We start from the raw sequence: 24308 nt of genomic DNA on the forward strand, positions 1-24308 counted from the left end.
CGCGCAGGACGGGCCGTCAGCCGCCGAGGACGCGTGCCAGGTCGTAGGAGACCGGCTCCTCCAACTGCGCGTACGTACAGCTCTCCGGGGTCCGGTCGGGGCGCCAGCGGCGGAACTGCGCGGTGTGCCGGAACCGGGTGCCCTCCATGTGGTCGTACGCCACCTCGATCACCCGCTCGGGGCGCAGCGGCACCCAGGAGAGGTCCTTGCCGCCCGTCCACCGGCTGACGGCGCCGGGCAGCCGGGCGTCGGCGTGGGCGGCCTCGTCGGCCCAGGCGCCCCAGGGGTGGCCGGTGACGTCGTCCATCCGCAACGGGGCCAGCTCCTCGGCGAGTTCGCGGCGGCGGGCCATCGAGAAGGCGGCGCAGACACCGACGTGCTGGAGCCGGCCCTCGGCGTCGTTGATGCCGAGCAGCAGGGAGCCGACGACCGGGCCGCTCTTGTGCTCGCGGTAGCCGGCGACCACGCAGTCGGCGGTCCGCTCGTGCTTGATCTTGAACATGGTGCGCTCGCCGGGGCGGTAGGGCTGGTCGAGCGGTTTGGCGACCACGCCGTCGAGGCCGGCGCCCTCGTACTCGGCGAACCAGCTCTGCGCCAGGTCGCGGTCGGTGGAGGCCGGGGCGGTGAAGACCGGGTCGGCGGCGCCGGCCAGGGCCTCCTCCAGGGCGGCGCGGCGGGCCGGGAGCGGCTCGTCCAGCAGCGACCGGTCACCGAGGGCGAGCAGGTCGAAGGCGACGAAGGAGGCGGGGGTGCGCTCGGCGAGCATCCGCACCCGGCTGGCGGCGGGGTGGATGCGCTCCAGCAGCTCCTCGAAGCGCAGCCGGCCGTCGCGGGCGATGACCACCTCCCCGTCCAGGACGCAGCGGGGCGGCAGCTCGCGCTGCAGGGCCTCGACCAGCTCGGGGAAGTACCGGGTCAGCGGCTTGCCGGTGCGGCTGCCGAGCTCCACCTCGGCGCCGTCGCGGAAGACGATGGTGCGGAAGCCGTCCCATTTGGCCTCGTACTGCATCCCGGGCGGGATCTTGGCCACCGACTTGGCGAGCATCGGTGCCACCGGCGGCATCACGGGCAGGTCCATGGCTCCGATCCTCGCGCCAACCGTTCCGGGGCGCGCGTCGGGCCGGGCGCGCTTAGCGTGAGAGGCATGGGATCGGCCGTGGAGCTGGATGTCGCCGGGCGCAGCGTCCGGCTGTCGAATCCGGACAAGGTGTACTACCCGGAGCGCGGGTTCACGAAGATGGACGTCGCGCAGTACTACCTGGCGGTCGCCGACGGGGTGCTGCGCGGGCTGCGGGACCGGCCGACCACGCTGCAGCGGTTCCCGGACGGGGTGGAGGGCGAGTTCTTCTACCAGAAGCGCGCGCCGAAGGGCCTGCCGGAGTGGCTGCCGACGGCGCGGATCAGCTTCCCGAGCGGCCGTTCGGCGGACGAGATCTGCCCGACGGAGCCGGCCGCGGTGCTCTGGGCCGCCAACCTGGGCTGCCTGACCTTCCACCCCTGGCCGGTACGGCGGTCGGACACCGACCACCTGGACGAGTTGCGGATCGACCTCGACCCGCAGCCGGGGACCGACTTCCACGACGCGGTGCGGGCCGCGCACGAGCTGCGGGCGCTGCTGGAGGAGTTCGGGCTGCGCGGCTGGCCGAAGACCTCGGGCGGCCGCGGGCTGCACGTGTACGTGCCGCTGGAGCCGCGGTGGACGTTCACCGACGGGCGGCACGCGGTGATCGCGCTGGGCCGGGTGCTGGAGCAGCGGCTGCCGGGCCGGGTCACCACGGCGTGGTGGAAGGAGGAGCGCGGCGAGCGGATCTTCGTGGACTACAACCAGATGGCCCGGGACCGGACCATCGCCTCCGCGTACTCGCTCCGCGCCCGCCCGCGGGCGACGGCCTCGGCGCCGCTGCGCTGGGAGGAACTGGACGACGCCGCGCCGGAGGACTTCGACCTGCGGACGCTGCCCGCCCGCTTCGCCGAGGTCGGCGATCTGCAGGCGGAGATGGACGACCAGGCGTTCCGGCTGGACGGGCTGCTGGAGCTGTACGAGCGGCAGCTGCGGGACGAGGGGCTGGGCGAACTGCCGTACCCGCCGGACCATCCGAAGGCGGCGGGCGAGCCGAGGCGCGTACAGCCCAGCCGGGCGCGGAAATCCTGATCGCCCGGTCCGGGGCGGCCGCATAGGCTGGCGGCTTTCGATCATTCGATCATTCGATCGGACGCGCTGCGGTGCGGTGCACCGAGGTGCGGTGATTCGGGGTGCGGTGCCTTGAGGCGCCGCGCGTCGAAGTGTCGCGCAGCGCAGGACGGTTGTGCGGGGCGGAGGGGTTCGGGTGGGTGTGCACGGGGCGTCGGCGGCGGAGGCCGGGGTGTCGACGGCGGTGGCGACGGTTCCGGCGGAGGTGCGGGCACGGCTGACGGTGCGGTTCGGGGCGTCGGCGGAGGCCTGGTGCGATGCGCTGCCGGGTGTGGTGGCGGAGCTGGCCGGGCGCTGGCGCCTGGTGGTGCGCGCGGCGGGCGGAGGCGGGACGGCCCGGGTGTTCCGCTGCACACGCGGGGCCGGCGGGGTGAGCGTCTGGCTGAAGCTGACGCCCGACCCCGAGGTGGCCCGGCAGGAGGCGGCGGCGCTGCGGGCATGGGCCGGGCTGGCGTCGGTGGTGCGGGTGCTGGAGGACGACCCGGCCGCTGGCGCCCTGCTGCTGGCCGACGTACGGCCCGGGACGACGCTGCGGCAGCGGGCGTGGCACCCGGAGGAGGTGGCCCCGCTGCTCGGCGCACTGCGGTCGGTGCCGGTGGACGGGCTCGCGCTGGGGACGCTCGCGGAGCGCGTGGAGTTCCTGTTCGACCTGACCGAGCGGCGGGTGTCGGCCGGGGCGCCGGGTGGGGTCACAGGCGGGACCACGGGCGGGGCACCGGGAACGGCGACAGGCGCGGCGGCGGCCGCGGCGATCGGGCGGGCCCGGGCGCTCGCCGCGGAGCTGGCCGACGGCGGCCCGTCGGCGCTGGTCCACGGCGACCTGCACCCGGGCAACGTCCTGGACGGCCCGGCCGGGCCGGTCGCGATCGACCCCCGGCCGTCGCTCGGGGACCCGGACTTCGACCTGGTGGACTGGGCGATCGACGGGGTCACCGACCGGCCCGCTCTGGAGCGGCGGATCGCCGTCCTCGCGGCGCGGGTGCCGGGCTCGGACCCGGAGCGCGTGCTCGCCTGGTGCCGGGTGGGCGCGGTGCTGGTCGCCGCCCCGCGCGCCGCAGCCGGGCGGCGGGACGCGGAGACGGCGTTCCTGCTGGAGCTGGCCGGGCTCTGAGCGGGGCCGGCCACGGGCGCGGCGCCGGGCGGCCCGCCAGCCAGGCCCGGCTCGGCTCGGCCCCGGCCCGGCCGACGCCTCCGCTCAGGCCTGGTGCGCCCCGGCCGGGGCGAGCGCGGCGATCGTCCTCACGGCGTCCGCGATCTGGGCGTCCGTCAGGTCGCCGCGGGCGGTGAGACGCAGGCGCGAGACGCCGTCCGGGACGGAGGGCGGGCGGAAGCAGCCGACGGCGAGACCGGCCCGGCGGCAGTCGGCGGCCCAGGCGACGGCGGCCTCGGGGCCCGGGGCGCGGACCGAGACGACCGCGGCGTCCGGGGTGGAGGCCTGCAGGCCGACGGCGGTGAGCCGGTCGGAGAGGCTGCGGGCGACCTCGCGGGCGCGTTCGGCGCGGTGCGGCTCGGCGCGCAGCAGACGCAGCGCGCCGAGGGCGGCGCCGGCGGCGGCCGGGGCGAGGCCGGTGTCGAAGATGAACGTGCGGGCGGTCTCGACGAGGTGGCGGATCACCCGGTGCGGGCCGAGCACCGCGCCGCCCTGGGAGCCGAGCGACTTGGAGAGGGTGACGGTCGCGACGGTGTCCGGCCGGCCGGCGAGCCCGGCCGCGGCCAGGGCGCCGGAGCCGCCGGGGCCGAGGACGCCGAGTCCGTGCGCGTCGTCGACCAGCAGGGCGGCGCCGTGGGCGCTGACGGCGGCGGAGAGTTCGGGCAGGCGGGCGGCGTTGCCGTCGACGGAGAAGACGGAGTCGGTGACCACCAGCGCCCGCCGGTGGGTGCGCCCGGCGAGGGCGGCGCGGACGGCGTCGGGGTCGCTGTGGGGTGCGCGGTGGACGTCGCCGCGGGCGAGCCGGCAGCCGTCGATCAGCGAGGCGTGGTTGTAGGCGTCGGAGACGATCAGGGTGTCCGGATCGGTCAGCGCGGTGAGCGCGGCCAGGTTGGCCGTGTAACCGGAGGAGAACACCAGGGCCGCCTCCACTCCGCAGAACTCGGCGAGTTCGCCCTCGAGTTCGGTGTGCAGGGCGGTGGTGCCGGTGACCAGGCGGGAGCCGGTGGCGCCGCCGCCCCAGCGCAGGGCGGCGTCGGCGGCGGCCCGGGTGACGGTGGGGTGCCGGGTGAGCCCGAGGTAGTCGTTGCCGGCGAGGTCGATCACCGGGTCGTCGGCGGGGCGGCTGCGCAGGGTGCGGGTGAGGCCGGCGCGGGCGCGCAGCTCGGCCGTCTCGTCGAGCCAGTCGAAGACGGCGCCCGGGGCGGGGGCCTCTTCCGGGGCGGCCGCGGGGACGAGGGCGGGCGGTTCGGGCGCGGTGCGGTGGGCCATGGTCGGCACTCTGGCACGCCGGGCGCGGCACGGGCAATGTGCGCCGCGGCACACGTTCGCCCGCAGATTCACCTTCCATTCACCTGGAATCAACCTCGAAAGCGCCTCCAGTTGATTTGCGGCACCAATGTTTCGCAAAGAACCTAAAGGAATTCCCAAGGATTTTCAGTCATCTGTTCGATCCGGTTACGCTCCCCCAGCGATCAGTAATGGGGGGACCGCACATGGCAGACCTTGAATTCGAACGCCGGATGAATCCCTGGCTCTTCGACAGTTCGGGAAACCTGACCGAGCAGGCTAAGAAACAGTTCCCGGACCTGGCCGCGGCGGCCGCCGGGAACACCGCGCCGGTCACCCTGCCGCCGGCCGGCGGCGGGCAGAGCGTCAAGGCCAATCCCGGCATCATCCGGCAGGCGGGAAACAACGCCGCCGTCCTCCGGGAGACCCTGCGCACCGAGTGCGGGCGACCGTGGGAGCACGTCAACAGCGCAGTGGCCTCGCTGATGGGCCTCGAACTCTGCGCCGGGCTGAACAACGCGTGGAGCGTGTGGTCCGGGCAGACCCAGACCCTGGGTGAGGCGCTCGGCACGATCGGGAAGAACCTGCAGGCCACCGCGAAGAACTACGAGGCCAACGAGGCCGCGATCCACAGCCAGTTCGCCCAGAAGCACGACTGACGCCTCTGGCGCGACTGGCGCGCCTGACACGACTGAGCTCGACGGCCGGCCCCGAGCCCGGCCGGCACGACCAGGAAGCACCCGGGGGGAAGACCAGATCACCATGGTGACGTACAGCCAGCTCCAGCACCTAGACCTCGCCAACCTCAACGCCGCAGCGGGCGACTTCGAGAGCATGGTCCGCAACTGGGACCTCTCGACCAAGATGCAGAACGAGGTGATCGGCCCCGTTCAGCAGTCCGGCTGGACCGGGCCCAGCTCCGAGGCCGCCGCCTCCTCACTGACCCGGACCAGGGACCAGATCCACGCCGCCTTCGAGGAGGCCTCCGCCATCGCGCGCACCCTGCGCGAGGCCCACGACGAACTCGCGGCGGCCAAGAAGGACCTGCAGACCGCCGTCCAGCACGCCGCCGACCAGGGCCTCACCGTCGACGGGGAGGGCAGCGTGCACTGGCCGCCAGCGACCGACCCGGCCGACAAGAAGGACCCCGATTACGCCAAGAGCCACCAGGCCAACGCCCAGGCCGCGGCCGACGCCATCGGCAAGGCGATCGAACGGGCTACCGAGGCCGACACCGCCGCCGCGTCGGCGCTCGCCGGGGACACCGGCAGCGACTCCAGCACGTTCAACGGCAACCCCGTCGGCAGCCTCGCCGAGGCCGAGGCCAAGCAGGCCTCGCAGATCCTCAGCCTGGGCTCCAAGGCCACCGACGCGCAGCTCGCCCAGCTCCAGACGCTGCTCCAGCACCACTCCGGCGACTCGCGCTTCGCCGCCGCCTTCTACGGCGGGCAGGACCCGGCCACCTTCCTCGCCTCCTACGGCGCGATGGCGCAGAGTGGCGACTTCTCCGACAGCGCGGCCCGCAAGGCCTCCATCAAGGGCATCCAGGACGGGCTCGGCCTCACCCTGGCCACCGCCACCGACAGCCACAAGCAGCCACACGTCTCCGACGACTGGGAGCAGCGACTGCGCAAGGCCGGCGCCGCCCAGATCCCGCTGGACCCGAAGGCGAACCCGGCCTCCAGCCCGTACGGGTACCAGATCCTCGGCAACATCCTGCGGCACGGTGACTACGACGCCCACTTCATCAACCCGATCGCCGAGCACGTCACCCAGCTCACCAACGAGAACCCGGGCCGCTGGGACGCGGTGGCCGCGATGCACGGCGCGCCGTTCCAGGAGTTCCAGTTCACGGGTGTGACGGACGAGAAGGGCAACGTCCACGGCTTCAACCCGATGTCCTCGGTGCTGGAGGCCCTCGGCCACAGCCCCGAGGCGGCGACCAAGTTCTTCTCGGACCCGCCGACCACGTACAACCCGGACGGCTCGGTGAAGAGCCACGGCGGCGAGAACAAGTACTTCGACATGCTCACCGACAGCGGCCAGCGCTCGCTGCTGCGTGACATGCCGTACCCGCTGCGCCCCAACCCGGGCACCGCGGACGCCTTCGAGGTCGGCGCCCTGGGCCACGCCCTGGAGGCGGCGACCACGGGGCGCGCGTACGACAACGCTGACGCGCCACTGGCCAAGCACACACCGGAGATGGCAGGGCTCACCCAAAAGATCTTCGACAAGTACGGCGTCGAGGGCGGACCGGAGCAGTTGCACGGCGAGAAGGCCCTGTTCAGCGCCATGAACGGCAGCCTGGGCAACATCACCGCCGCCTACATGGGCGACGTGCAGGCCGCGCTCGAAGGCCCCGGAGCGCCAGCCATGACCGGAGCTCCCGCCAACCTGGACGACGCGAAGGTGCGACGGCTGTTGGACGTGCTGGGGCGCGATCCTGACGCCTACACCTCCATAGCCGCCGGTCAGCAGGCGTACACCACGGTCCAGATCGAGGAGGCCATTGCCAAGCACGGTCACGGCAGCCAGAGCGAACTCCAGCTCGCGGTCGAGAACGCCGTCAAGCCCGGTGGACAGGTCACCGGCCTGGTCACCAGCGCGATGGCTGACGAGGTCTATGTCAAGCACGCCGCCGACGACGAGGACTTCAACAAGGGAATCGACGACAAGAAGGAGATCGCCGCCAAGGTCTGGGAGTTCACTGGCGGTAAGGCGCTGGAACGCGCGCCCATCGCCGGCGAGGGCGTGAACTTCGTCGTCGAGAAGATCATGGACGGCGTAGCCGACAGCTACAAGGTCGACACCCGCAACGAGGCGGACGACCAGGCGAAGGCAGCAGTCGCCGACGCCAAGCACGGTGCACAGAGGTCGGTGATGGAGACCTTCGACCGCGCGACCGCCGGCAGCGGCATCGACCCCGCATTCCTCGAACAGCTCCGCCGACGCGCGGGGCAGGTCTCTGACGACGGTTACACCTCAGGTGCGGCTGGCCCTGCGGGCAAGAGCTGAGCCCGCCCCCACCAACGCGCACCCGCTGTACCCCGGCGAACTACGGGGCGGCTCCCAGTCCGGCAACACCGAAGACAAGCTGGCAGGTAGGCAATGACCGAAGAGACCGAATCCGAACCCCTGCCGGGCATCGCCCAGGCCGCCTTCGCGGAGGTCGAGGCGCGGCAGGCGCGGCGGCGGCGGTTGCTGGCCGTTGTCGGGCTGCCACTCGCGGCCGCGGTCGGGGTGAGCCTCTGGGTGTGGAAGCCGTGGCAGTCGGTGGAACTGCCTGAGTCGGCCTGCTGGTCCACGGTGACCCGGACCGATCTGGAGCCCGCCGCCGGCGACGACGGCAAGGCGGTCGTCACAGAGAAGGGGGATCCGGCCGGTGGGAAGCAGGAACCCTGGTGCGGCGTCCACTGGGACACCTGGCACGGCCGGACGTTGCTGAGCGTCGGCGTGGAGCGGCCCGACCGGGCAGCCTTCGACGCCGCCCGACTCGGCGGGCCCGCCCAGGCCACCCAGGGCGACCACCCACCCCGGTCGCTCGCGCTGGGCCAGGGCATCACCGCCTGGATCCACCCGGACGCGAGCGTCGACCTGCTGTACCAGTGCGACTACCCGGGCCACGCCGAGGACCACTTCCGCCGGGTGCGGGTCACCGGCACCACCGGCTCCGGCGCGGGTGTGGACTCGCTGCGGCGCTCGCACGTCGACGTCGCCTGGCGGACGGCGCAGCAGGCGATCGCCGGCGAGCACTGCCAGGGCCTCGGTCTGGTGGACGCCCCACCCACCGTCCCCGCGCGGTAGCGCACGGGCTCGACGGCGAATGTCGGCACCTCGCGGCCACGCCAGGTCCGGACGTCGCACTGCGGCCCCGGCCCCGGCGCCCCGGGGCCGGGGCCGGTAAGGGGCGGGCTTTGCCCGGGGCGGCGGCGAGCAGGCAAGATAGCCGGGTGACCCTCCTTGACCTGATGCCGAAGCCCGCCACTCCCGACGCTCTCTTCGAGACGTTCGCCGCCTGGGCGGAGGAGCGCGGGATCACGCTGTACCCGGCGCAGGAGGAGGCGCTGATCGAGCTGGTGTCGGGGAACAACGTGATCCTCGCGACGCCGACCGGCTCGGGCAAGAGCCTGGTGGCCGCCGGCGCCCACTTCGCGGCGCTGGCCGAGGGCAAGCGGACGTTCTACACCGCGCCGATCAAGGCCCTGGTGTCGGAGAAGTTCTTCGACCTCTGCAAGGTCTTCGGCACCGAGCAGGTCGGCATGATGACCGGCGACGCCAGCGTCAACCCGACCGCCCCGATCATCTGCTGCACCGCCGAGGTGCTGGCGCAGATCGCGCTGCGGGACGGGCACCGGGCCGACATCGGCCAGGTGGTGATGGACGAGTTCCACTTCTACGCCGAGCCGGACCGCGGCTGGGCCTGGCAGATCCCGCTGCTCGAACTGCCGCAGGCGCAGTTCCTGCTGATGTCCGCCACGCTCGGCGACGTCCGCCGCTTCGAGGAGGACCTCGCCCGCCGCACCGGGCGGGCCACCACCGTGGTGCGCTCCGCGACCCGGCCGGTCCCGCTGTTCTACGAGTACCGGCGCACCACCCTGCACGACACCCTGGAAGAGCTGCTGAAGACCGGTCAGGCGCCCGTCTACGTGGTGCACTTCACGCAGAAGGAGGCCGTCGAGCGGGCGCAGTCGCTGATGAGCATCAACATGTGCTCGAAGGCGGAGAAGGACGCCATCGCCGACCTCATCGGCAACTTCCGCTTCACCACCAAGTTCGGCCGCAACCTCTCCCGGTTCGTGCGCCACGGCATCGGCGTGCACCACGCCGGCATGCTGCCCAAGTACCGGCGGCTGGTCGAACGGCTCGCCCAGGCGGGCCTGTTGAAGGTGATCTGCGGCACCGACACGCTCGGCGTGGGCGTCAACGTGCCGATCCGCACGGTGCTGTTCACCGCGCTGTCCAAGTACGACGGCACCCGCGTGCGCATCCTGCGCGCCCGGGAGTTCCACCAGATCGCCGGCCGGGCCGGGCGGGCCGGCTTCGACACCGTGGGGCAGGTCGTCGCGCAGGCGCCGGAGCACGTGATCGAGAACGACAAGGCGGTCGCCAAGGCCGGCGACGACCCGAAGAAGAAGCGCAAGATCGTCCGCAAGAAGGCGCCGGAGGGCTTCGTCGGCTGGTCCGAGGAGACCTTCGAGCGGCTGATCGCCGCCGACCCGGAGCCGCTGGTCTCCCGGTTCAAGGTCAGCCACGCGATGCTGCTCTCGGTGATCGGCCGGCCGGGCAACGCCTTCGAGGCGATGCGCAAGCTCCTGACCGACAACCACGAGGACCGCGCCGCCCAGCGCCGGCACATCCGCTCCACGATCGCCATCTACCGCTCGCTGCTGGAGGGCGGCATCGTCGAGCGGCTGCCGGAGCCGGACGCCGAGGGCCGGATCGTCCGGCTCACCCTGGACCTGCAGGAGAACTTCGCGCTCAACCAGCCGCTCTCCACCTTCGCCCTGGCCGCGTTCGAACTGCTCGACCCCGCCTCGCCCTCGTACGCGATGGACGTGGTCTCGGTGGTCGAGGCGACGCTCGACGACCCGCGCCAGATCCTCGCCTCGCAGCAGAACAAGGCACGCGGCGAGGCCATCGGCGAGATGAAGCGCGACGGCATCGAGTACGAGGAGCGGATGGAGCGGCTCCAGGAGATCACCTACCCGAAGCCGCTGGAGGAGCTGCTCACCCACGCCTACGAGGTGTACCGCCGGGCGCACCCGTGGATCGGCGACCACCAGCTGCAGCCGAAGTCCGTGGTCCGCGACCTCTACGAGCGGGCGATGACCTTCTCGGACTACGTCGGCTTCTACGAGCTGGCCCGCACCGAGGGCATCGTGCTGCGCTACCTGGCCGGCGCGTACAAGGCGCTGGAGCAGACCGTCCCCGACGACATCAAGACCGACGACCTCAAGGACGTCATCGCCTGGCTGGGCGAGCTGGTCCGCCAGGTCGACTCCAGCCTGCTAGACGAGTGGGAGCAGCTGGCCAACCCGACCGATCCGCAGGCCGCCGAGGTGACGCTGGACGACAAGCCGGCGCCGGTGACGGCCAACGCCCGGGCGTTCCGGGTGCTGGTGCGCAACGAGATGTTCCGCCGGGTGGAGCTCTGCGCGCTGGAGCACTACGAGGAACTCGCCGAGCTGGACGGCGAGTACGGCTGGGACGCGGACCGCTGGGCGGACGCGATGGACGGGTACTGGGAGGAGTACGACGACCTCGGTACCGGTCCGGACGCGCGCGGCCCGAAGATGCTGATCATCGAGGAGGAGGACTCCGCCTGGCGGGTCCGGCAGATCTTCGACGACCCGGAGGGCGACCACGACTGGGGCATCAGCGCCGAGGTCGACCTGTACGGCTCGGACGAGGAGGGCCGCGCGGTCCTGCGGGTCACGGCGGTGGACCGGCTGGGCGGCTGAGGCCCCGTCCGCGCGGGGCGGCGAGTGCGAGGACGGCGGGGGCCCACCAGGTGGTGGGCCCCCGCCGTGTGTGTTCCGAAGGGCGCCGGACGTCCGGGCCGGGGGCACGGCGGCGGCTCGGCGCCGCCCGGGGCTACATCCAGGCGAACGGCGAGCCGGCCGCGTAGGAGACCGCCCGGGTGGCCTCGTCGAGGATCTGCTCCGGACTCGCCGCCGGGCTGGGCGGGACGGTGAGCGGCGTGGCGGAGCCCGTACCGGTGCCGGAGGCCGACGGTGCGGGGGTGTGCGCCTCGGGCAGGCGGGAGCTGGTGACGGTCACGTGCCGGCCGACGGCCTCGACGCGCCCCTCCGTGCCGCGCTGGGCGGCGCCGGCGGCCGGCGGGCGGGCGGTGGTGGCGTCGGGGAGGATGAACGCCAGCGCTCCGGGCTTGGCCCGCAGCGCGTCGGCGGCCTTGGCGGCCCCGGCCTGGTCGGCGAAGCGCAGCACGGTGACGCTGCTGAGCACCGGCTTCTCCTGGCCCGCGAAGCTGACGGTCAGGTAGCCCTGGCAGCCGGTCTCGCGCAGCACGTCCTGGGTGCGGTCCTGGAGCGCCTCGGTGCAGTTCTCGCCCTGGCGGACGCCGGAGCGCTTGCCCTTGTAGCCGCCCGCCTCCACCAGCCGCTGGGCGGGGAAGAGGGTGTCGACGTCGAGGCCCTCGGGGTCGGCGACGGTGCGGGGCGCCGGCGTACCGACGACCGGCGGGGTCTTGCTGGCGTCCTTGCTGGAGGGGCCGAGCCCGGGTATGAAGTCGCCGGGCGTCGGGCGGGTGATGATCCAGCCGCCGGCCGCCACCACCCCCACCACCACGACCCACCCCACCGCGCGGCGCGCGATGCTTCTCCTGGGCCGCCGGTACGTACCGGACGGCAGGTGGTCGAGTCCGTGGTCTCCCGATGACGGGTCTCCCGATGACGGGGTGCGCTCCCCCTGCGTGGTCATGGCGGAGATTCTAAGCAGGTCACAGGTGTCGCAGATCACGGGGTGGGCGGTCCGCGACCGAATCTGACTACCGGTCGGTAACCGCGACAGCCCGGGGAGTGACGTGCGCCACTACCGTGAGCTGCGACACTGTGACAACTCGCACATCCTCCCGGGGATCTTCTGGCGGGTTTCCTCTGGCGTCGCCAGTCGGCCACCAGGCAGGATCAGGCCCATGGATCTGCTCGATACCCTCACCGCCAAGGGCCTGCGCGGGGAAGCCCCCACCCGCGAGGAGGCGCTCGCCGTTCTCGCCACCACCGACGACGAGCTACTGGACGTCGTCGCGGCCGCCGGACGGGTGCGCCGGCGGTGGTTCGGCCGCCGGGTGAAGCTCAACTACCTGGTGAACCTGAAGAGCGGCCTCTGCCCCGAGGACTGCTCCTACTGTTCGCAGCGGCTGGGCTCGAAGGCCGAGATCCTCAAGTACACCTGGCTCAAGCCGGACCAGGCCGCCGAGGCGGCGAAGGCGGGCGTCGCGGGCGGCGCCAAGCGGGTCTGCCTGGTGGCCAGCGGCCGCGGGCCGACGGACCGTGACATCGACCGGGTGACCGACACCATCTCGGCGATCAAGGAGGCCGACCCGGCCGTCGAGATCTGCGCCTGCCTGGGCCTGCTCTCCGACAACCAGGCGGAGCGGCTGAAGGCGGCCGGCGCCGACGCCTACAACCACAACCTGAACACCTCCGAGGGCACCTACGGCGACATCGCCACCACCCACACCTACGCGGACCGGGTGGACACCGTGCAGAAGGCGCACGGCGCCGGCCTCTCGGCCTGCTCCGGCCTGATCGCGGGCATGGGAGAGAGCGACGAGGACCTGGTCGACGTGGTCTTCGCCCTGCGCGAGCTGGGCTCGGACTCGGTGCCGGTCAACTTCCTCATCCCGTTCGAGGGCACGCCGCTGGCCAAGGAGTGGAACCTCACCCCGCAGCGCTGCCTGCGCATCCTGGCGATGGTCCGCTTCGTCAACCCGGACACCGAGGTGCGCATTGCCGGCGGCCGCGAGGTCCACCTGCGCACCATGCAGCCGCTGGGCCTGCACCTCGCCAACTCGATCTTCCTGGGCGACTACCTGACCAGCGAGGGCCAGGCCGGACAGGCCGACCTCGACATGATCAAGGACGCGGGCTTCGAGGTCGAGGGCGCCGGCGAGGCCACCCTGCCGCGCCACCGCGCCGACGTCGCGGCCGCTGTCGCGGCCGGCGGCGCGTGCGGGACGGCCGGCGGCGGCTGCGGCCCGTGCGGCGGGCACGGCGAGGAGCCGGCCGGCGGCCAGGCCGACACCCCGGCCGACGCCGGGGGCGGGCACGGCTGCGGTCCCTGCGGCGGCCACCGTGCGGAGCCGGCGGTCGCGACCGCCCGGGCGCAGGCCGACGAGCCGGCGGCCGAGGGCCCGGCGGCCGATGAGGCGGCGGCCGAGAACCCGAACGGCGAGCTGCGCAACGACCTGGTCCGGGTCCGGCGTCGCGGCGCCGGCACCGAGCTGGCGCCGAACGCCTGACCGCCGGACCGGCACCGCAACCGCAACCACACGGGAACCCGAGGGGGACTCCACCGCCATGGCCCACCTGCCCACCGACGACCTGCTCGCCCTCGACCGGGCGCACGTCTGGCACCCGTACGGTCCGATGCCCGGCACCGTCACCCCGTACGTGGTCGAGTCCGCGTCCGGGGTGCGGCTGCGGCTCGCCCAACCGGTGGAGGGCAGAACGGAGTTGGTCGACGGCATGTCGTCCTGGTGGGCGGCGGTGCACGGCTACGGGCACCCCGTGCTGGACGCGGCCGTGCGCGACCAGCTCGGCCGGATGAGCCACGTGATGTTCGGCGGGCTCACCCACGAGCCCGCCGTCCGGCTGGCCGCCCGGCTGGTGGAGATCACCCCGGAGCCGCTGCAGCACGTCTTCCTGGCCGACTCCGGCTCGGTGGCGGTCGAGGTCGCGATGAAGATGTGCCTGCAGTACTGGCAGTCCATCGGCCGCCCGGCCAAGCGCCGGCTGCTGACCTGGCGCGGCGGCTACCACGGGGACACCTTCCACCCGATGTCGGTCTGCGACCCCCAGGGCGGCATGCACCACCTCTGGGGCGGGGTGCTGCCCGGCCAGCTGTTCGCGCCGGAGCCGCCGGCCGGCTTCGACGCGCCGCTGGACGAGGAGTACGCGGCGCAGTTCGACGCGCTGATGGCGCGCCACGCCGACGAGTTGGCGGCCGTGATCGTCGAGCCGGTGGTCCAGGGTGCGGGCGGGATGCGCTTCCACTCGCCGGCCTACCTGCGGATGCTGCGCGAACTGTGCGACCGGCACGGCGTGCTGCTGGTGTTCGACGAGATCGCCACCGGGTTCGGCCGCAGCGGCGCGCTGTTCGCGGCCGACCACGCGAGCGTCTCGCCGGACGTGATGTGCCTGGGCAAGTCGCTGACCGGCGGCTACCTGACCATGGCGGCGGCGCTCTGCACGAGCGAGATCGCGGACGGCATCAGCAAGGGCGAGATGCCGGTGTTGGCGCACGGGCCGACGTTCATGGGCAATCCGCTGGCCGCGGCCGTCGCCAACGCCTCGATCGACCTGCTGCTCGGACAGGACTGGCAGGTCGAGGTGAAGCGGATCGAGACCGGCCTGCGGGCCGGCCTGGCCGGCGCGGCGGAGCTGCCGGGCGTGCGGGACGTGCGCGTCCTGGGCGCCATCGGGGTGGTGCAGTTGGACCACCCGGTGGACATGGTGGCGGCGACCGCGGCGGCGGCCCGGGAGGGCGTCTGGCTGCGCCCGTTCCGGGACCTCATCTACACCATGCCCCCGTACGTGACCGGGGACGAGGACGTGGCGCGGATCGCGACCGCGGTGACGGCGGCGGCGGTGGCCGGATGAGCGCCCGGATCCTCTTCGTGACCGGGACGGGCACCGAGGTCGGCAAGACCGTGACGACCGCCGCCGTGGCCGCTGCGGCGGTCCGCGCGGGCCGCCGGGTGGCGGTGCTCAAGCCCGGACAGACCGGCGTCGGACCGGACGAGCCGGGAGACGTCCACGAGGTGGCCCGGCTGGTCGGTGCGCCACTGACGACGCGCGAACTCATGCGCTACCCCGAGCCGTTGGCCCCGGACACGGCGGCGCGGCGGTCGGGCCGGCCGTACCTGTCGCCGGACCGGGCCGCAGCGGCGGTCGCCGAACTCGCCGACGCGCACGACCTGGTGCTGGTCGAGGGCGCCGGCGGCCTGCTGGTCCGCTACGACGAGGAGGGCCGCACGCTCGCCGACCAGGCGGCCGCCGTCCGGGAGCTCGGCCTCCCGGCGGAGGTCCTGCTGGTGGCCACGGCCGGCCTCGGCACCCTCAACACCACGGTGCTCACCGCGGAGGCGCTGGCCGCGCGCGGTCTGCCGCTGCTCGGCGTGGTCATCGGCGCCTGGCCCGACTCCCCCGGCCTCGCCGACCGCTGCAACCTGGCCGACCTGCCGAAGACGGCCGGCGCCCCGCTGCTCGGCGCCCTGCCCGAACGGGCTGCCGGCGCCGGCGACTTCACGGCGCTGGCGTACGCGGCGCTGGCCCCGGAGCTGCACGGCGGCTGGGACGCGGCCGAGTTCACCGCCGTGCACGCGCCCGCGTAGCGGCGGGGCGACGCGGCCCGGGGCTCCGGAGAAGGGCAACGGCGGGGTCGGGGCGCGGGAATCGGGGTCGGTGTCGCTCGAAGGAGTGAGAATCCACGCCCGGCCCACCGCCTGCCCGGCCGGGCTCAATACCGTTCTCGGCATGACAGATGGCCTGACGGTAGACGAGGCCCTCCGGGCCCTCGCCGCGCTGGAGGCGGCGTGGAAGGACGACGACGAGGCACTGACCGCGCTGGCCGCCGGCGGCCCGGGCGAACGGGCGCTGCCGGCCCTGGTCGCGGCGTACGGCGAGCACGCCATCGACACCCTGATGGCGCTCGCCTTCGGACTGCGCTCCAGCATGACCGACGAGGAGCTGGAGGAGCTCACCGACGCGGTGAGCTCCAACATCGGCGCCCGGATGAGCGCCCTGCTGGCCCAGACCCTGTGTGCCTGGGGGGAGGCGGCCGCCGCCGACGACCTGGCGGTCACCAAGGTGATCGCCTGCACGGTCATCGACGCCATGCGGGCGGTGACGGAGGAGCCGAGCAAGACGGACGTGCTGCCGCTGCTGGCGACCTTCCGCACGTACGCTCTCAGCCACCCGTGAGCGGCGCCGGGCCGACTCTGAGCCGCCCCTGAGCAGCCTCTGAGCCGTCCCTGAGCGGCCCGGGGCGACAGCTGCGGCCCGGCCCGCGAACAGCCTCCCCGCACCAACGGATTTCGGCCAACCCCGTTGCGCGGCACCGTGTTTCGCTCCGTGAACAGTTGGTTGCACCGGTTGCCCCGCTCCCCGGGGCCTGCGCAGGATGGGCGTGTCCTCGCCGAGGGCCGGGCCACCGGGCTCGGCCGAGGGGCTGACAGGAGGCGATCGTTCGTCGTGCCCGCCAAGCAGATCCACCTCGCCACGATTCTTCCCGGCATCGGGGACCCGGTCGTCTGGTCCGACCCGCGGGCCGGCAGCCAGATCGACTTCGCGTCGTTCACCCATCTGGCACGCACCGCCGAGCGGGGCAGGTTCGACTTCTTCTTCCTGGCCGAGGGCCTGCGGCTGCGCGAGCACAAGGGCGAGCTGTACGAGCTGGAGGTGGCCGGGCGGCCGGAGGCGCTCACCGTCCTGAGCGCCCTCGCGGCCGTCACGTCGAGGATCGGACTCGCCGCCACGGTCAACTCGACCTTCAACGAACCCTACGAAGTGGCACGGCGGTTGGCCTCGCTGGACCACCTGAGCGAGGGCCGGGCCGCCTGGAACGTGGTGACCAGCTGGGACGACTTCACCGGGGAGAACTTCCGCCGCGGCGGCTTCCTGGCCGAGTCGGACCGGTACACCCGCGCCGCCGAATTCCTGCAGACCGCCCGCGAGTTGTGGGACAGCTGGGCGGCCGGCGACGTGCTCGCAGACCCGGCGGACGGACACTTCCTCCGGCCCGGCGCCGGGCGGTTCACCCACACCGGCCGCCACTTCGACATCGCCGGCCGGTTCAACACGCCGCGGTCCCCGCAGGGCCACCCGGTGATCATCCAGGCCGGCGAGTCCGCCCAGGGGCGGGAGTTCGCCGCCGCCGACGCCGACGTGATCTTCAGCAAGTACGGCGAACTCGCCGAGGCCCAGGAGTTCTACCGCGACGTCAAGGGCCGGCTCGCCGCGTACGGCCGCTCCCCGGACCAGCTGAAGATCCTGCCCTACGTCACCTTCGTGCTCGGCGACACCACCAAGGAGGCGCACGAGCAGGCCGCCGAGTTCCGCCGGCAGCGGATCAGCCCGCAGAAGGCCATCTCCTACCTGGAGGCGTTCTGGGGCCGCGACCTCTCCGGCTACGACCCGGACGGCCCACTGCCCGAGATCGACCCGGATCCGGACAGCCTGTTGCTCCAGGGGCACTCGATCTTCCGGGTCGACCGGGCCGGAACGGTGCGCAAGTGGCGCGCACTGGCGAGCGAACGCGGCCTGAGCATCCGCGAGTTGGTCACCGAGGTCACCGGGAGGCAGAACTTCGTCGGCACGCCGCGCGAAGTCGCCGACGCCATGGACGCGTTCGTGCAGAACGACGGCGCCGACGGCTACATCCTCGCCCCGCACGTCGTCCCCGGCGGGCTGGACGACTTCGTCGACCGGGTGGTGCCGCTGCTCCAGGAGAAGGGCGTCCACCGCACCGAGTACTCCGGCACCACGCTCCGCGACCACCTCGGCCTGACGGCGGCCCGGCCCGCACCGCCGCAGGCCCGACCGGAGCCGCCCGCGACCCACCGTCCGACCCAGGAGGCCACCGCATGAGCCGGCCCCAGCCGCAGCAGTCGCAGTCGCAGTCACAGTCGCCTCAGCAGGCGCAGCAGTCTCAGCAGCTCCACCTCGCCGTCGCCCTGGACGGCGCCGGCTGGCACCCGGCCGCCTGGCGCGCCCCGGACGCCCGCCCCGGCGAGCTGTTCACCGCCGGCTACTGGGCCGACCTCGTCACCGAGGCCGAGCACGGGCTGCTCGACCTGGTCACCATCGAGGACACCCTGGCCCTCCAGGGTGCGGCGATCACCGGGCCGGACGAGCGGACCGACCAGGTCCGCGGCCGCCTCGACGCCGTCCTGATCGCGAGTCGGGTCGCCCCCCTGACCGCGCGGATCGGCCTGATACCGACCACCAACGTCACCCACACCGAGCCGTTCCACCTGTCGACCGCCCTCGCCACCCTCGACTTCACCAGCGTCGGCCGGGCCGGCTGGCGCCCACAGCTCTCGTTCCGCGCCGACGACGCCGCCCACTTCGGACGCCGCAGCACGCCCGCGCTCACCGCCGACGACGCCCGCGACTCCGAGCTGATCGCCAAGCGGCTGGCCCCGCTCTTCGCGGAGGCCACCGACGTGGTGGAGGTGGTCCGGCGGCTCTGGGACAGCTGGGAGGACGACGCGGTGGTCCGCGACGCCGCGACCGGCCGGTTCCTCGACCGGCGCCGGCTCCACCCGATCGACTTCACCGGCGAGCACTTCGCCGTCAGGGGCCCGTCCATCACCCCGCGCCCGCCGCAGGGCCAGCCGCCGGTCGCCGTCGTCGCGCACGCCAGCATCCCGTACGAGCTGGCCGCCCGGGGCGCCGACCTGGTCTTCGTCACGCCGCACTCCGGCCCCGGCGCGGCGACGATCCTGGCCCAGCTGGAGACCGCGAAGGCCGTCGTCGGCCGGCCCGCCGACCTGCCGCTCAAGGTCTTCGCCGACCTCCTGGTCTTCCTGGACGACCGCCCCGGCGAGGCCGCCCGCCAGAAGGAGCGGCTGGACGAGCTGGACGGCGCACCGCTCCGCTCCGACGCGGAGATCTTCACCGGCACGCCGTCCGAGCTGGCCGATCTGTTGCTCGACCGGTGGACGGCCGGCCTCGACGGATTCCGCCTGCGCCCGGGCCGGCTGCCGCACGACCTCACCGCGATCACCCGCGGGCTGGTCCCCGAGCTGCAGCGGCGGGGCGCCTTCCGGACGGCGTACACGGCGCAGACCCTGCGGGGCCACCTCGGGCTCGCCCGGCCGGCCAACCGGTACGCGTCGAGCCCCTCGGGGGCGTGAGGGCTTCTCACTGCGCTCGCCCCTTCGCCCGCCCCTTCGCCCGCGCCCGTCCGCGCGAGCCGTCCGCACGGGCGTAGCCGCCGGGCCCGGCACCGGTTGCCGGGCCCGGCGGCTACGCCTGCCCATCGAGGGGCTTCACCCAGCGGGTCCACTGCGGCTGGGGCCCGTAGCCGGCCGCCTCCCAGGTGCGCCGGCCGAGGGCGTTGTCGTCCAGCACCATCGCGTCGGCGCGGCGCCCGCCGAGCGCGGCGAACCGGGACTCGGCCGCGGCCAGCAGCGCGGCGCCGATGCCCCGGCGGCGGTGGTCCGGGTCGACGGCGAGGCGGTAGAGGTGGCAGCGCCAGCCGTCCCAGCCGGCGATCACGGTGCCGACGACGGCGCCTTCGGCGCGGGTCGCGAGCAACAGGCACCCCGGATCCCGGGCGAGCAGGCCCGCGACACCGTCCGCGTCGTCCGTGATGCTGGTCCCCTTGGCCGCGCGCGCCCAGAGGTCGAGCACGGCGGGGATGTCCTCGGGCGTGGCGGCGCGCAGGGCTGTGACGCCGGCCGCGCCGCCGGCCGGGTCGTCGCTCAAGGCCTCGCCCTGGTTGTCGTCCTGGTTCTCGCTCAGGTGATCGGTCATGCGGGCGTGTCTACCAGTGCGTCAGGCCGCCCCGCCGGCAATTCCGGTGTGCGGACGGCCCGTCCGCCGCACCGCGGTACGGGGAGTCAGCCGCGCGGCGGGTCGAGGCGCCAGACCGTGGTGGTCTTGAGCGCCGCGTCCTCCAGGTCGGCCACCACCGGCACCTCGTAGGCCGCCAGGGAGGTGAACCGTTCCCGCGGCAGGTAGGCCCGTCCGGGGTCGCCGACGATGACCTCCGCACCGCGTGCCCGGGCCCGCTCCAGGAACGGGAGGAACCGGGCGGCCATCGCCCGCTCGTAGAAGACGTCTCCGGCGAGCACCACCTCGGCCGGCGCGCCGTCCCCGTCCAGCAGGTCCGCCACCGCGGCGTCGATCCGGACGCCGTTGGCCTCCGCGTTGATCCCGATCGCGGCCACGGCGAAGGCGTCGATCTCGGCGGCCCGCACCGCGCGGGCACCGCGCAGCGCGGCCGCGATCCCCACCAGCCCGGAACCGGCCGCGAGGTCCAGCACCGTCCGGCCGGCCACCAGCTCCGGATGGTCGAGCACGTACCGGGCGACCCCGACCCCGCCGGCCCAGGCGAACGCCCAGAACGGCGGTGGCATACCGACCTCGCCGCGGGCGTCCTCGGTGGTCTCCCAGAGCGCGATGGCGTCCTCCGCCATGTGCAGGGTCACCTCGGGCACGAAGGGGACGGGCGTGGGCCGGGTCTCTCTCCGCACAAAGCTTCGATCCGACACCGCAGTTGCTCCCGGATGGACCGTGTGCGTCTCGTTCGGCATGCCCGCAGCATAGAGGCTCTCCGGCGGTCACGCGGACCGCCCGGGCCCGCCCCGCCCCCCCGTGGCGCGGCTCGCCGAGCCCTGCCGGGCCGCGACCCGCGGACCGTCCCGAGGGCGGCGGCGGGCCGAATCACCCACCGCCACCCGGTGCGTACCATTTCGATACCGAAGCCGGGGTGAGCTGCGAAGATGCTCGCCCGTCCGGGTCGTGCCCGGGTAGCATCCGGCACATGCCCTCCGGCCTGGCGCAGGCGGCCCGACGCTGCCGTGCCGGTGCACCGGGCGGCGGACTCCCGCGGGACACTCGGCGGTCGATCCTCGGTGGTCGGCATCCGGCGGTCACCGCGCACTCGGCACGCGCGCCAGGGCAGTCGCGCGAACGGCGAAGGGCAGCGTCTTGGCGGATCGACTCACCGGTGGGGACTCCTCGCTGCTGCGGCGGATCAATGCCGCGGTGACGCTGCGGGCGCTGCGGGCAGGCCATGCGGTGACCCTCACTCAGCTGGTCGGGGACACCGGGCTGTCCCGGCCGACGGTGGAGGGCGTGATCGAGGGCCTGGTCGAGACCGGCCTGGTCGCCGAGGTCGAGCAGCCGCAGAACGGCGGCCAGCCCGGCGGCGGGCGGCGCGGCCGGCCGGCCCGCTGGTTCCGGTTCCGCGCCGAGGCCGGGCACATCCTCGGCGTCGAGATCGGGGTCCACGACATCCGAGTGGTCCTCGCCGACCTCACCGGCGAGGTGGTGGGCCGTCACTACCGCCCGGTCGAGGAGGCCCTGGACGCCGAGGAGCGGCTGGCCGCCGTCCGCGCGGTGGTCTCCGACGCGCTGCGCAAGGCCGGTGTCTCCCGGGACAACCTCTGGGCGGTCGGCGTCGGCACCCCCGGCATCGTCGACCGGGACGGCACCGTGCAGCTCGGCACCGCGATGCCCGGCTGGACCGGCCTCGACCTGGGCGCCCGGCTGCGCCGCTCGTTCCGCTGCCCGGTCATGATCGAGAACGACGCCAACCTCGCCGCCATCGCCGAGCACTGGCAGGGCGCGGCGATCGGCGCGGACGACGTGGTGTTCGTGATGGCCGGCCTCAGCCCCGGCGCCGGTTCGCTGATCAACGGCCGGCTGCACCGCGGCTTCGGCGGCGCGGCCGGCGAGATCGGCGCGCTGCACCTGCTCGGCCAGGAGGTCACGCCCGAGCGGCTGCTCTCCACCACCGGCAAGCCGCTCAACCCGCTGGACGAGGCCGCCGTCGCCCGGGTGCTGAAGCTGGCCCGCGAGGGCGACGAGGTGGCGCAGGTCGCGATGGACCGCTTCCTGACCCGGCTGGTGCAGGGGGTGGCGGCGCTGGTGCTGGCGATCGACCCGCAGCTGGTGGTGGTCGGCGGCTGGGCGGCCGGTCTGGACGGCGTCCTGGAGCCGCTGCGCGAGCGCCTGGCCCAGCTCACGCTGCGCGCGCCCGAGGTGGCGCTGGCCGCGCTCGGCTCGGAGGTGGTCGCGACGGGCGCGCTGCGGGTGGCGCTGGACCAGGTCGAGGAGCAGCTGTTCGCCGTCGATCCCCCGACGGGCACCGGCCCCCGGGGCTGAGCGGCGCGGCACCGGGACCGGGCCACCGGCCGGACGCCGGCGGCCCGGTCCCGTGCTGTCCGTGCGCCGTGCGCCCGCCCCTCGCGTCGCCCGCTCGCGCCTCGCCCCGCGCCCGCCCGGACAGCCACGGGCCCGGACGCCTGTGGGTGCGTCCGGGCCCGTGGCCTGAGGGTTTCGGGAGGTGGTTCAGGAGGCGCTGCGCACCTCGGAGGAGGCCGCGACGGGGGTGACCTCGACCAGACCGGTCTCGCCGAAGGTGAGCTTGCAGGTGTCGGCGCGGTAGGTGGAGACGGCGATCGCGACCAGGCGGCCGGCCGCGGCGTACTGGGTGGTCATCACCAGGACCGGCGAGCCCGGCGGGCGCTCCAGCAGGGCCGCCTCGGCGGCCTCGGCGACGCCCAGCTCGACCGATCGGGACTCGCCGTCGACCTCCAGGCGCTCCAGCTGGCGAAGCACCGAGCGGGCCCGGTCGCTCTCCGCCCGGAAGCCGGGCAGGTGCGGCAGCGCGGCGGCGGGGACGTGCAGCGACTCGGTGGCCATGTTCTGACCCTGGACCATGCGGACCCGGCGGACGGTGTGCACCGTGACCCCCTCGGCGACGCCCAGCGTCTTGGCGAGCTGGGGGGTGGCCGGCGCGGTGGTGCAGTCGACGATGCGCCAGGCCTGGCTGCGGGCGGTGCCCGGCCAGCCCTCCTCGTGCCGGTTGACCGGGACGCCGACGCGGGGGGCGGCGATCAGGGTGCCGATGCCGCGGCGGCGGACCAGCCGCCCCTCCAGCTCCAGCTGGTCGAGCGCCTGCCGGAGGGTGGCCCGGGCCACGCCGAAGCGGGCCGAGAGCTCACGCTCGTTCGGGAGGATCTGGCCGGTGGTGAACTCCGTCTCGATGGCGCGGAGCAGCACCGTGCGCAGGTGCCAGTACTTCGGTTCCGGAACTGTCGAGAGTTGCCCTGTCGTCCCCACCGTGACCTCCACCTGTGTCGCCTCTGTCCGCCCTGCCGAAAGGAGGGCGGATCCCGGCCCGCTGTCCGCTGTTGCGGCAGGTGGGAGAGCGGGCTTTATCCGTCCTTCTTTATTAAAGGTCTTTGCAGTAAGCGACCCTAGGGGCTGCCTCCGGAGATGGTCAAGACCAATGGCAGCGGTTGGTGCGGTTGTCACCGGGATTCGTGCCGCGTTCACGTCATCTCGACATTTCGGCGCCCGGACGTCTCGACATGCGGACGCGTCGTCGCCGGCCGGGGCCGCGGGCCCCGATAGGCTTCCCGGGTGATTGTGGTGACGAGTGTCAACGTGAACGGGATCCGGGCGGCCGCCAAGAAGGGCTTCGTCGAGTGGCTGGCCGCCACCGAGGCGGCCGTCATCTGCCTGCAGGAGGTCCGCTCCGAGCCCGAGCAGCTGCCGGTGGAGCTGCGCGACCTGGAGGGCTGGCACGCGGTCTGGGCGCCGTCGGCCGCCAAGGGCCGGGCGGGTGTCGCGGTGCTGTCCCGGCAGAAGCCGGAGCGCACGGTGATCGGTTTCGAATCGGCGGAATTCGACAATTCGGGCAGGTATGTGGAAATCGACCTGCCGGGCCTCACCGTGGCCAGCCTCTATCTCCCCTCCGGTGAAGTCGGCACCGAACGCCAGGAGGAGAAGGAGCGCTTCATGGCGGAGTTCCTGGTCCACCTCACCAAGCTCCGCGCCCGGGCCGCCGCCGAGGGCCGCGAGGTCGTCGTCTGCGGCGACTGGAACATCGCCCACCGCCCGGAGGACCTCAAGAACTGGAAGGCCAACCAGAAGGCCGCCGGTTTCCTCCCCGAGGAGCGCGCCTGGCTCTCCCGCGTCTTCGACGAGGCCGGCTACGTCGACGTCGTCCGCTCCCTCCACCCCGACCGCACCGGCCCCTACACCTGGTGGTCCTACCGCGGGCGCGCCTTCGACAACGACTCCGGCTGGAGGATCGATCTAAGTGTTTGTACAAAAGGTCTCGCCGACAGGGCCGTCGAGGCCTACGTCGAACGCGCCGCATCCCACGCCGAACGCTGGAGCGACCACGCGCCGGTGACCGTGGTATTCGACCATCGGTTCTGACAGCTCCCCGCAGGCAAGCTCCTCATGAGGC

20 protein-coding genes are annotated in these 24308 nt (G+C 73.7%); 14 read left to right on the forward strand and 6 right to left on the reverse strand.

All coding sequences use genetic code 11. The features are described 5' to 3' along the window. Nucleotides 1–16: 16 nt before the first annotated feature. Nucleotides 17–1078, reverse strand: coding sequence for an ATP-dependent DNA ligase (locus RMN57_RS05800; RefSeq protein WP_313762289.1), 1062 nt, complete (start codon nt 1076–1078; stop codon nt 17–19). A gap of 66 nt (nt 1079–1144) precedes the next feature. Between RMN57_RS05800 and ligD the strand changes: the two genes are divergently transcribed. Both ligD and RMN57_RS05810 read left to right on the forward strand, forming a co-directional pair. Then, complete coding sequence (ligD, locus tag RMN57_RS05805; protein ID WP_313762290.1) at nt 1145–2152, forward strand: non-homologous end-joining DNA ligase; 1008 nt, start codon at nt 1145–1147, stop codon at nt 2150–2152. 175 nt (nt 2153–2327) lie between these two features. Further along, nucleotides 2328–3302: an aminoglycoside phosphotransferase family protein gene (locus RMN57_RS05810; protein WP_313762291.1), complete on the forward strand. Its 975-nt coding sequence runs from the start codon at nt 2328–2330 to the stop codon at nt 3300–3302. An 84-nt stretch (nt 3303–3386) separates the two neighbouring features. Here the strand turns inward: RMN57_RS05810 and RMN57_RS05815 are convergent, their stop codons facing one another. Next, entirely contained in the window at nt 3387–4610 is a 1224-nt protein-coding gene (locus RMN57_RS05815) for an 8-amino-7-oxononanoate synthase (protein WP_313762292.1), read from the reverse strand. Nucleotides 4611–4834: 224 nt separating this feature from the next. Between RMN57_RS05815 and RMN57_RS05820 the strand changes: the two genes are divergently transcribed. The 4 genes from RMN57_RS05820 to RMN57_RS05835 all read left to right on the forward strand — a co-directional run bounded on the left by RMN57_RS05820 (nt 4835) and on the right by RMN57_RS05835 (nt 11089). Continuing rightward, on the forward strand, nt 4835–5287 hold the full coding sequence (locus tag RMN57_RS05820; protein ID WP_313762293.1) for a hypothetical protein: 453 nt from the start codon (nt 4835–4837) through the stop codon (nt 5285–5287). Nucleotides 5288–5390: 103 nt separating this feature from the next. Further along, nucleotides 5391–7643, forward strand: a complete 2253-nt coding sequence (locus RMN57_RS05825; RefSeq protein ID WP_313762294.1) for a DUF6571 family protein — start codon at nt 5391–5393, stop codon at nt 7641–7643. Between the two features lie 93 nt (nt 7644–7736). Then, a complete protein-coding gene (locus tag RMN57_RS05830; RefSeq protein ID WP_313762295.1) occupies nt 7737–8432 on the forward strand; it encodes a hypothetical protein in 696 nt (231 codons plus the stop codon). 164 nt (nt 8433–8596) lie between these two features. Continuing rightward, nucleotides 8597–11089 (forward strand): DEAD/DEAH box helicase, encoded by a 2493-nt coding sequence (locus tag RMN57_RS05835; protein WP_380235070.1) that lies wholly within the window; start codon nt 8597–8599, stop codon nt 11087–11089. A 133-nt stretch (nt 11090–11222) separates the two neighbouring features. On the opposite strand, the gene RMN57_RS05840 is transcribed toward RMN57_RS05835, so the two are convergent. Further along, nucleotides 11223–12068: a hypothetical protein gene (locus tag RMN57_RS05840; protein ID WP_313762297.1), complete on the reverse strand. Its 846-nt coding sequence runs from the start codon at nt 12066–12068 to the stop codon at nt 11223–11225. Nucleotides 12069–12282: 214 nt separating this feature from the next. Here RMN57_RS05840 and bioB point away from each other — a divergent pair, with 214 nt between their 5' ends. From bioB to RMN57_RS05870, 6 genes are all read left to right on the forward strand, one after another. Beyond that, entirely contained in the window at nt 12283–13611 is a 1329-nt protein-coding gene (gene bioB / locus RMN57_RS05845; RefSeq protein ID WP_313762298.1) for a biotin synthase BioB, read from the forward strand. A gap of 58 nt (nt 13612–13669) precedes the next feature. Beyond that, the gene (locus tag RMN57_RS05850; protein WP_313762299.1) at nt 13670–14971 is read left to right on the forward strand and encodes an adenosylmethionine--8-amino-7-oxononanoate transaminase; all 1302 of its coding nucleotides are present in this window, start codon (nt 13670–13672) and stop codon (nt 14969–14971) included. Beyond that, nucleotides 14968–15705, forward strand: coding sequence for a dethiobiotin synthase (gene bioD / locus RMN57_RS05855; protein ID WP_313762300.1), 738 nt, complete (start codon nt 14968–14970; stop codon nt 15703–15705). Before RMN57_RS05850 ends, bioD begins: the two co-directional genes overlap by 4 nt. A gap of 142 nt (nt 15706–15847) precedes the next feature. Continuing rightward, nucleotides 15848–16294 carry a hypothetical protein gene (locus RMN57_RS05860; protein ID WP_313762301.1) on the forward strand — a complete coding sequence of 149 codons (447 nt, stop codon included), beginning with the start codon at nt 15848–15850 and terminating at the stop codon, nt 16292–16294. A 270-nt stretch (nt 16295–16564) separates the two neighbouring features. Continuing rightward, the gene (locus RMN57_RS05865) at nt 16565–17959 is read left to right on the forward strand and encodes an NtaA/DmoA family FMN-dependent monooxygenase (RefSeq protein ID WP_313762302.1); all 1395 of its coding nucleotides are present in this window, start codon (nt 16565–16567) and stop codon (nt 17957–17959) included. Beyond that, nucleotides 17956–19230 (forward strand): LLM class flavin-dependent oxidoreductase, encoded by a 1275-nt coding sequence (locus RMN57_RS05870; protein ID WP_313762303.1) that lies wholly within the window; start codon nt 17956–17958, stop codon nt 19228–19230. Before RMN57_RS05865 ends, RMN57_RS05870 begins: the two co-directional genes overlap by 4 nt. Before the next feature lie 112 nt (nt 19231–19342). Here the strand turns inward: RMN57_RS05870 and RMN57_RS05875 are convergent, their stop codons facing one another. Both RMN57_RS05875 and RMN57_RS05880 read right to left on the reverse strand, forming a co-directional pair. Then, a complete protein-coding gene (locus RMN57_RS05875) occupies nt 19343–19852 on the reverse strand; it encodes a GNAT family N-acetyltransferase (RefSeq protein WP_313762304.1) in 510 nt (169 codons plus the stop codon). An 86-nt stretch (nt 19853–19938) separates the two neighbouring features. Next, nucleotides 19939–20538 carry a 50S ribosomal protein L11 methyltransferase gene (locus RMN57_RS05880; RefSeq protein WP_313762305.1) on the reverse strand — a complete coding sequence of 200 codons (600 nt, stop codon included), beginning with the start codon at nt 20536–20538 and terminating at the stop codon, nt 19939–19941. Between the two features lie 493 nt (nt 20539–21031). On the opposite strand from RMN57_RS05880, the gene RMN57_RS05885 reads away from it, so the two are divergent. Then, nucleotides 21032–22210: an ROK family protein gene (locus RMN57_RS05885; RefSeq protein WP_313762306.1), complete on the forward strand. Its 1179-nt coding sequence runs from the start codon at nt 21032–21034 to the stop codon at nt 22208–22210. A gap of 186 nt (nt 22211–22396) precedes the next feature. On the opposite strand, the gene RMN57_RS05890 is transcribed toward RMN57_RS05885, so the two are convergent. Beyond that, complete coding sequence (locus tag RMN57_RS05890) at nt 22397–23170, reverse strand: GntR family transcriptional regulator (RefSeq protein ID WP_313762307.1); 774 nt, start codon at nt 23168–23170, stop codon at nt 22397–22399. A 303-nt stretch (nt 23171–23473) separates the two neighbouring features. On the opposite strand from RMN57_RS05890, the gene RMN57_RS05895 reads away from it, so the two are divergent. Continuing rightward, entirely contained in the window at nt 23474–24277 is an 804-nt protein-coding gene (locus RMN57_RS05895; protein WP_313762308.1) for an exodeoxyribonuclease III, read from the forward strand. Nucleotides 24278–24308 lie beyond the last annotated feature (31 nt).

The organism is Kitasatospora sp. CM 4170, assembly GCF_032110285.1.
In the GTDB taxonomy this organism is placed as follows: Bacteria; Actinomycetota; Actinomycetes; order Streptomycetales; family Streptomycetaceae; genus Kitasatospora; species Kitasatospora aburaviensis.

What these genes read in the sequence shown, in the direction of transcription:
- RMN57_RS05800 (WP_313762289.1), bottom strand. Translation starts at nt 1,078, where the DNA reads ATGGACCTGCCCGTGATGCCGCCGGTGGCACCGATGCTCGCCAAGTCG.
- ligD (WP_313762290.1), top strand. Translation starts at nt 1,145, where the DNA reads ATGGGATCGGCCGTGGAGCTGGATGTCGCCGGGCGCAGCGTCCGGCTG.
- RMN57_RS05815 (WP_313762292.1), bottom strand. Translation starts at nt 4,610, where the DNA reads ATGGCCCACCGCACCGCGCCCGAACCGCCCGCCCTCGTCCCCGCGGCC.
- RMN57_RS05820 (WP_313762293.1), top strand. Translation starts at nt 4,835, where the DNA reads ATGGCAGACCTTGAATTCGAACGCCGGATGAATCCCTGGCTCTTCGAC.
- RMN57_RS05825 (WP_313762294.1), top strand. Translation starts at nt 5,391, where the DNA reads ATGGTGACGTACAGCCAGCTCCAGCACCTAGACCTCGCCAACCTCAAC.
- RMN57_RS05830 (WP_313762295.1), top strand. Translation starts at nt 7,737, where the DNA reads ATGACCGAAGAGACCGAATCCGAACCCCTGCCGGGCATCGCCCAGGCC.
- RMN57_RS05835 (WP_380235070.1), top strand. Translation starts at nt 8,597, where the DNA reads ATGCCGAAGCCCGCCACTCCCGACGCTCTCTTCGAGACGTTCGCCGCC.
- RMN57_RS05840 (WP_313762297.1), bottom strand. Translation starts at nt 12,068, where the DNA reads ATGACCACGCAGGGGGAGCGCACCCCGTCATCGGGAGACCCGTCATCG.
- bioB (WP_313762298.1), top strand. Translation starts at nt 12,283, where the DNA reads ATGGATCTGCTCGATACCCTCACCGCCAAGGGCCTGCGCGGGGAAGCC.
- RMN57_RS05850 (WP_313762299.1), top strand. Translation starts at nt 13,670, where the DNA reads ATGGCCCACCTGCCCACCGACGACCTGCTCGCCCTCGACCGGGCGCAC.
- bioD (WP_313762300.1), top strand. Translation starts at nt 14,968, where the DNA reads ATGAGCGCCCGGATCCTCTTCGTGACCGGGACGGGCACCGAGGTCGGC.
- RMN57_RS05860 (WP_313762301.1), top strand. Translation starts at nt 15,848, where the DNA reads ATGACAGATGGCCTGACGGTAGACGAGGCCCTCCGGGCCCTCGCCGCG.
- RMN57_RS05870 (WP_313762303.1), top strand. Translation starts at nt 17,956, where the DNA reads ATGAGCCGGCCCCAGCCGCAGCAGTCGCAGTCGCAGTCACAGTCGCCT.
- RMN57_RS05875 (WP_313762304.1), bottom strand. Translation starts at nt 19,852, where the DNA reads ATGACCGATCACCTGAGCGAGAACCAGGACGACAACCAGGGCGAGGCC.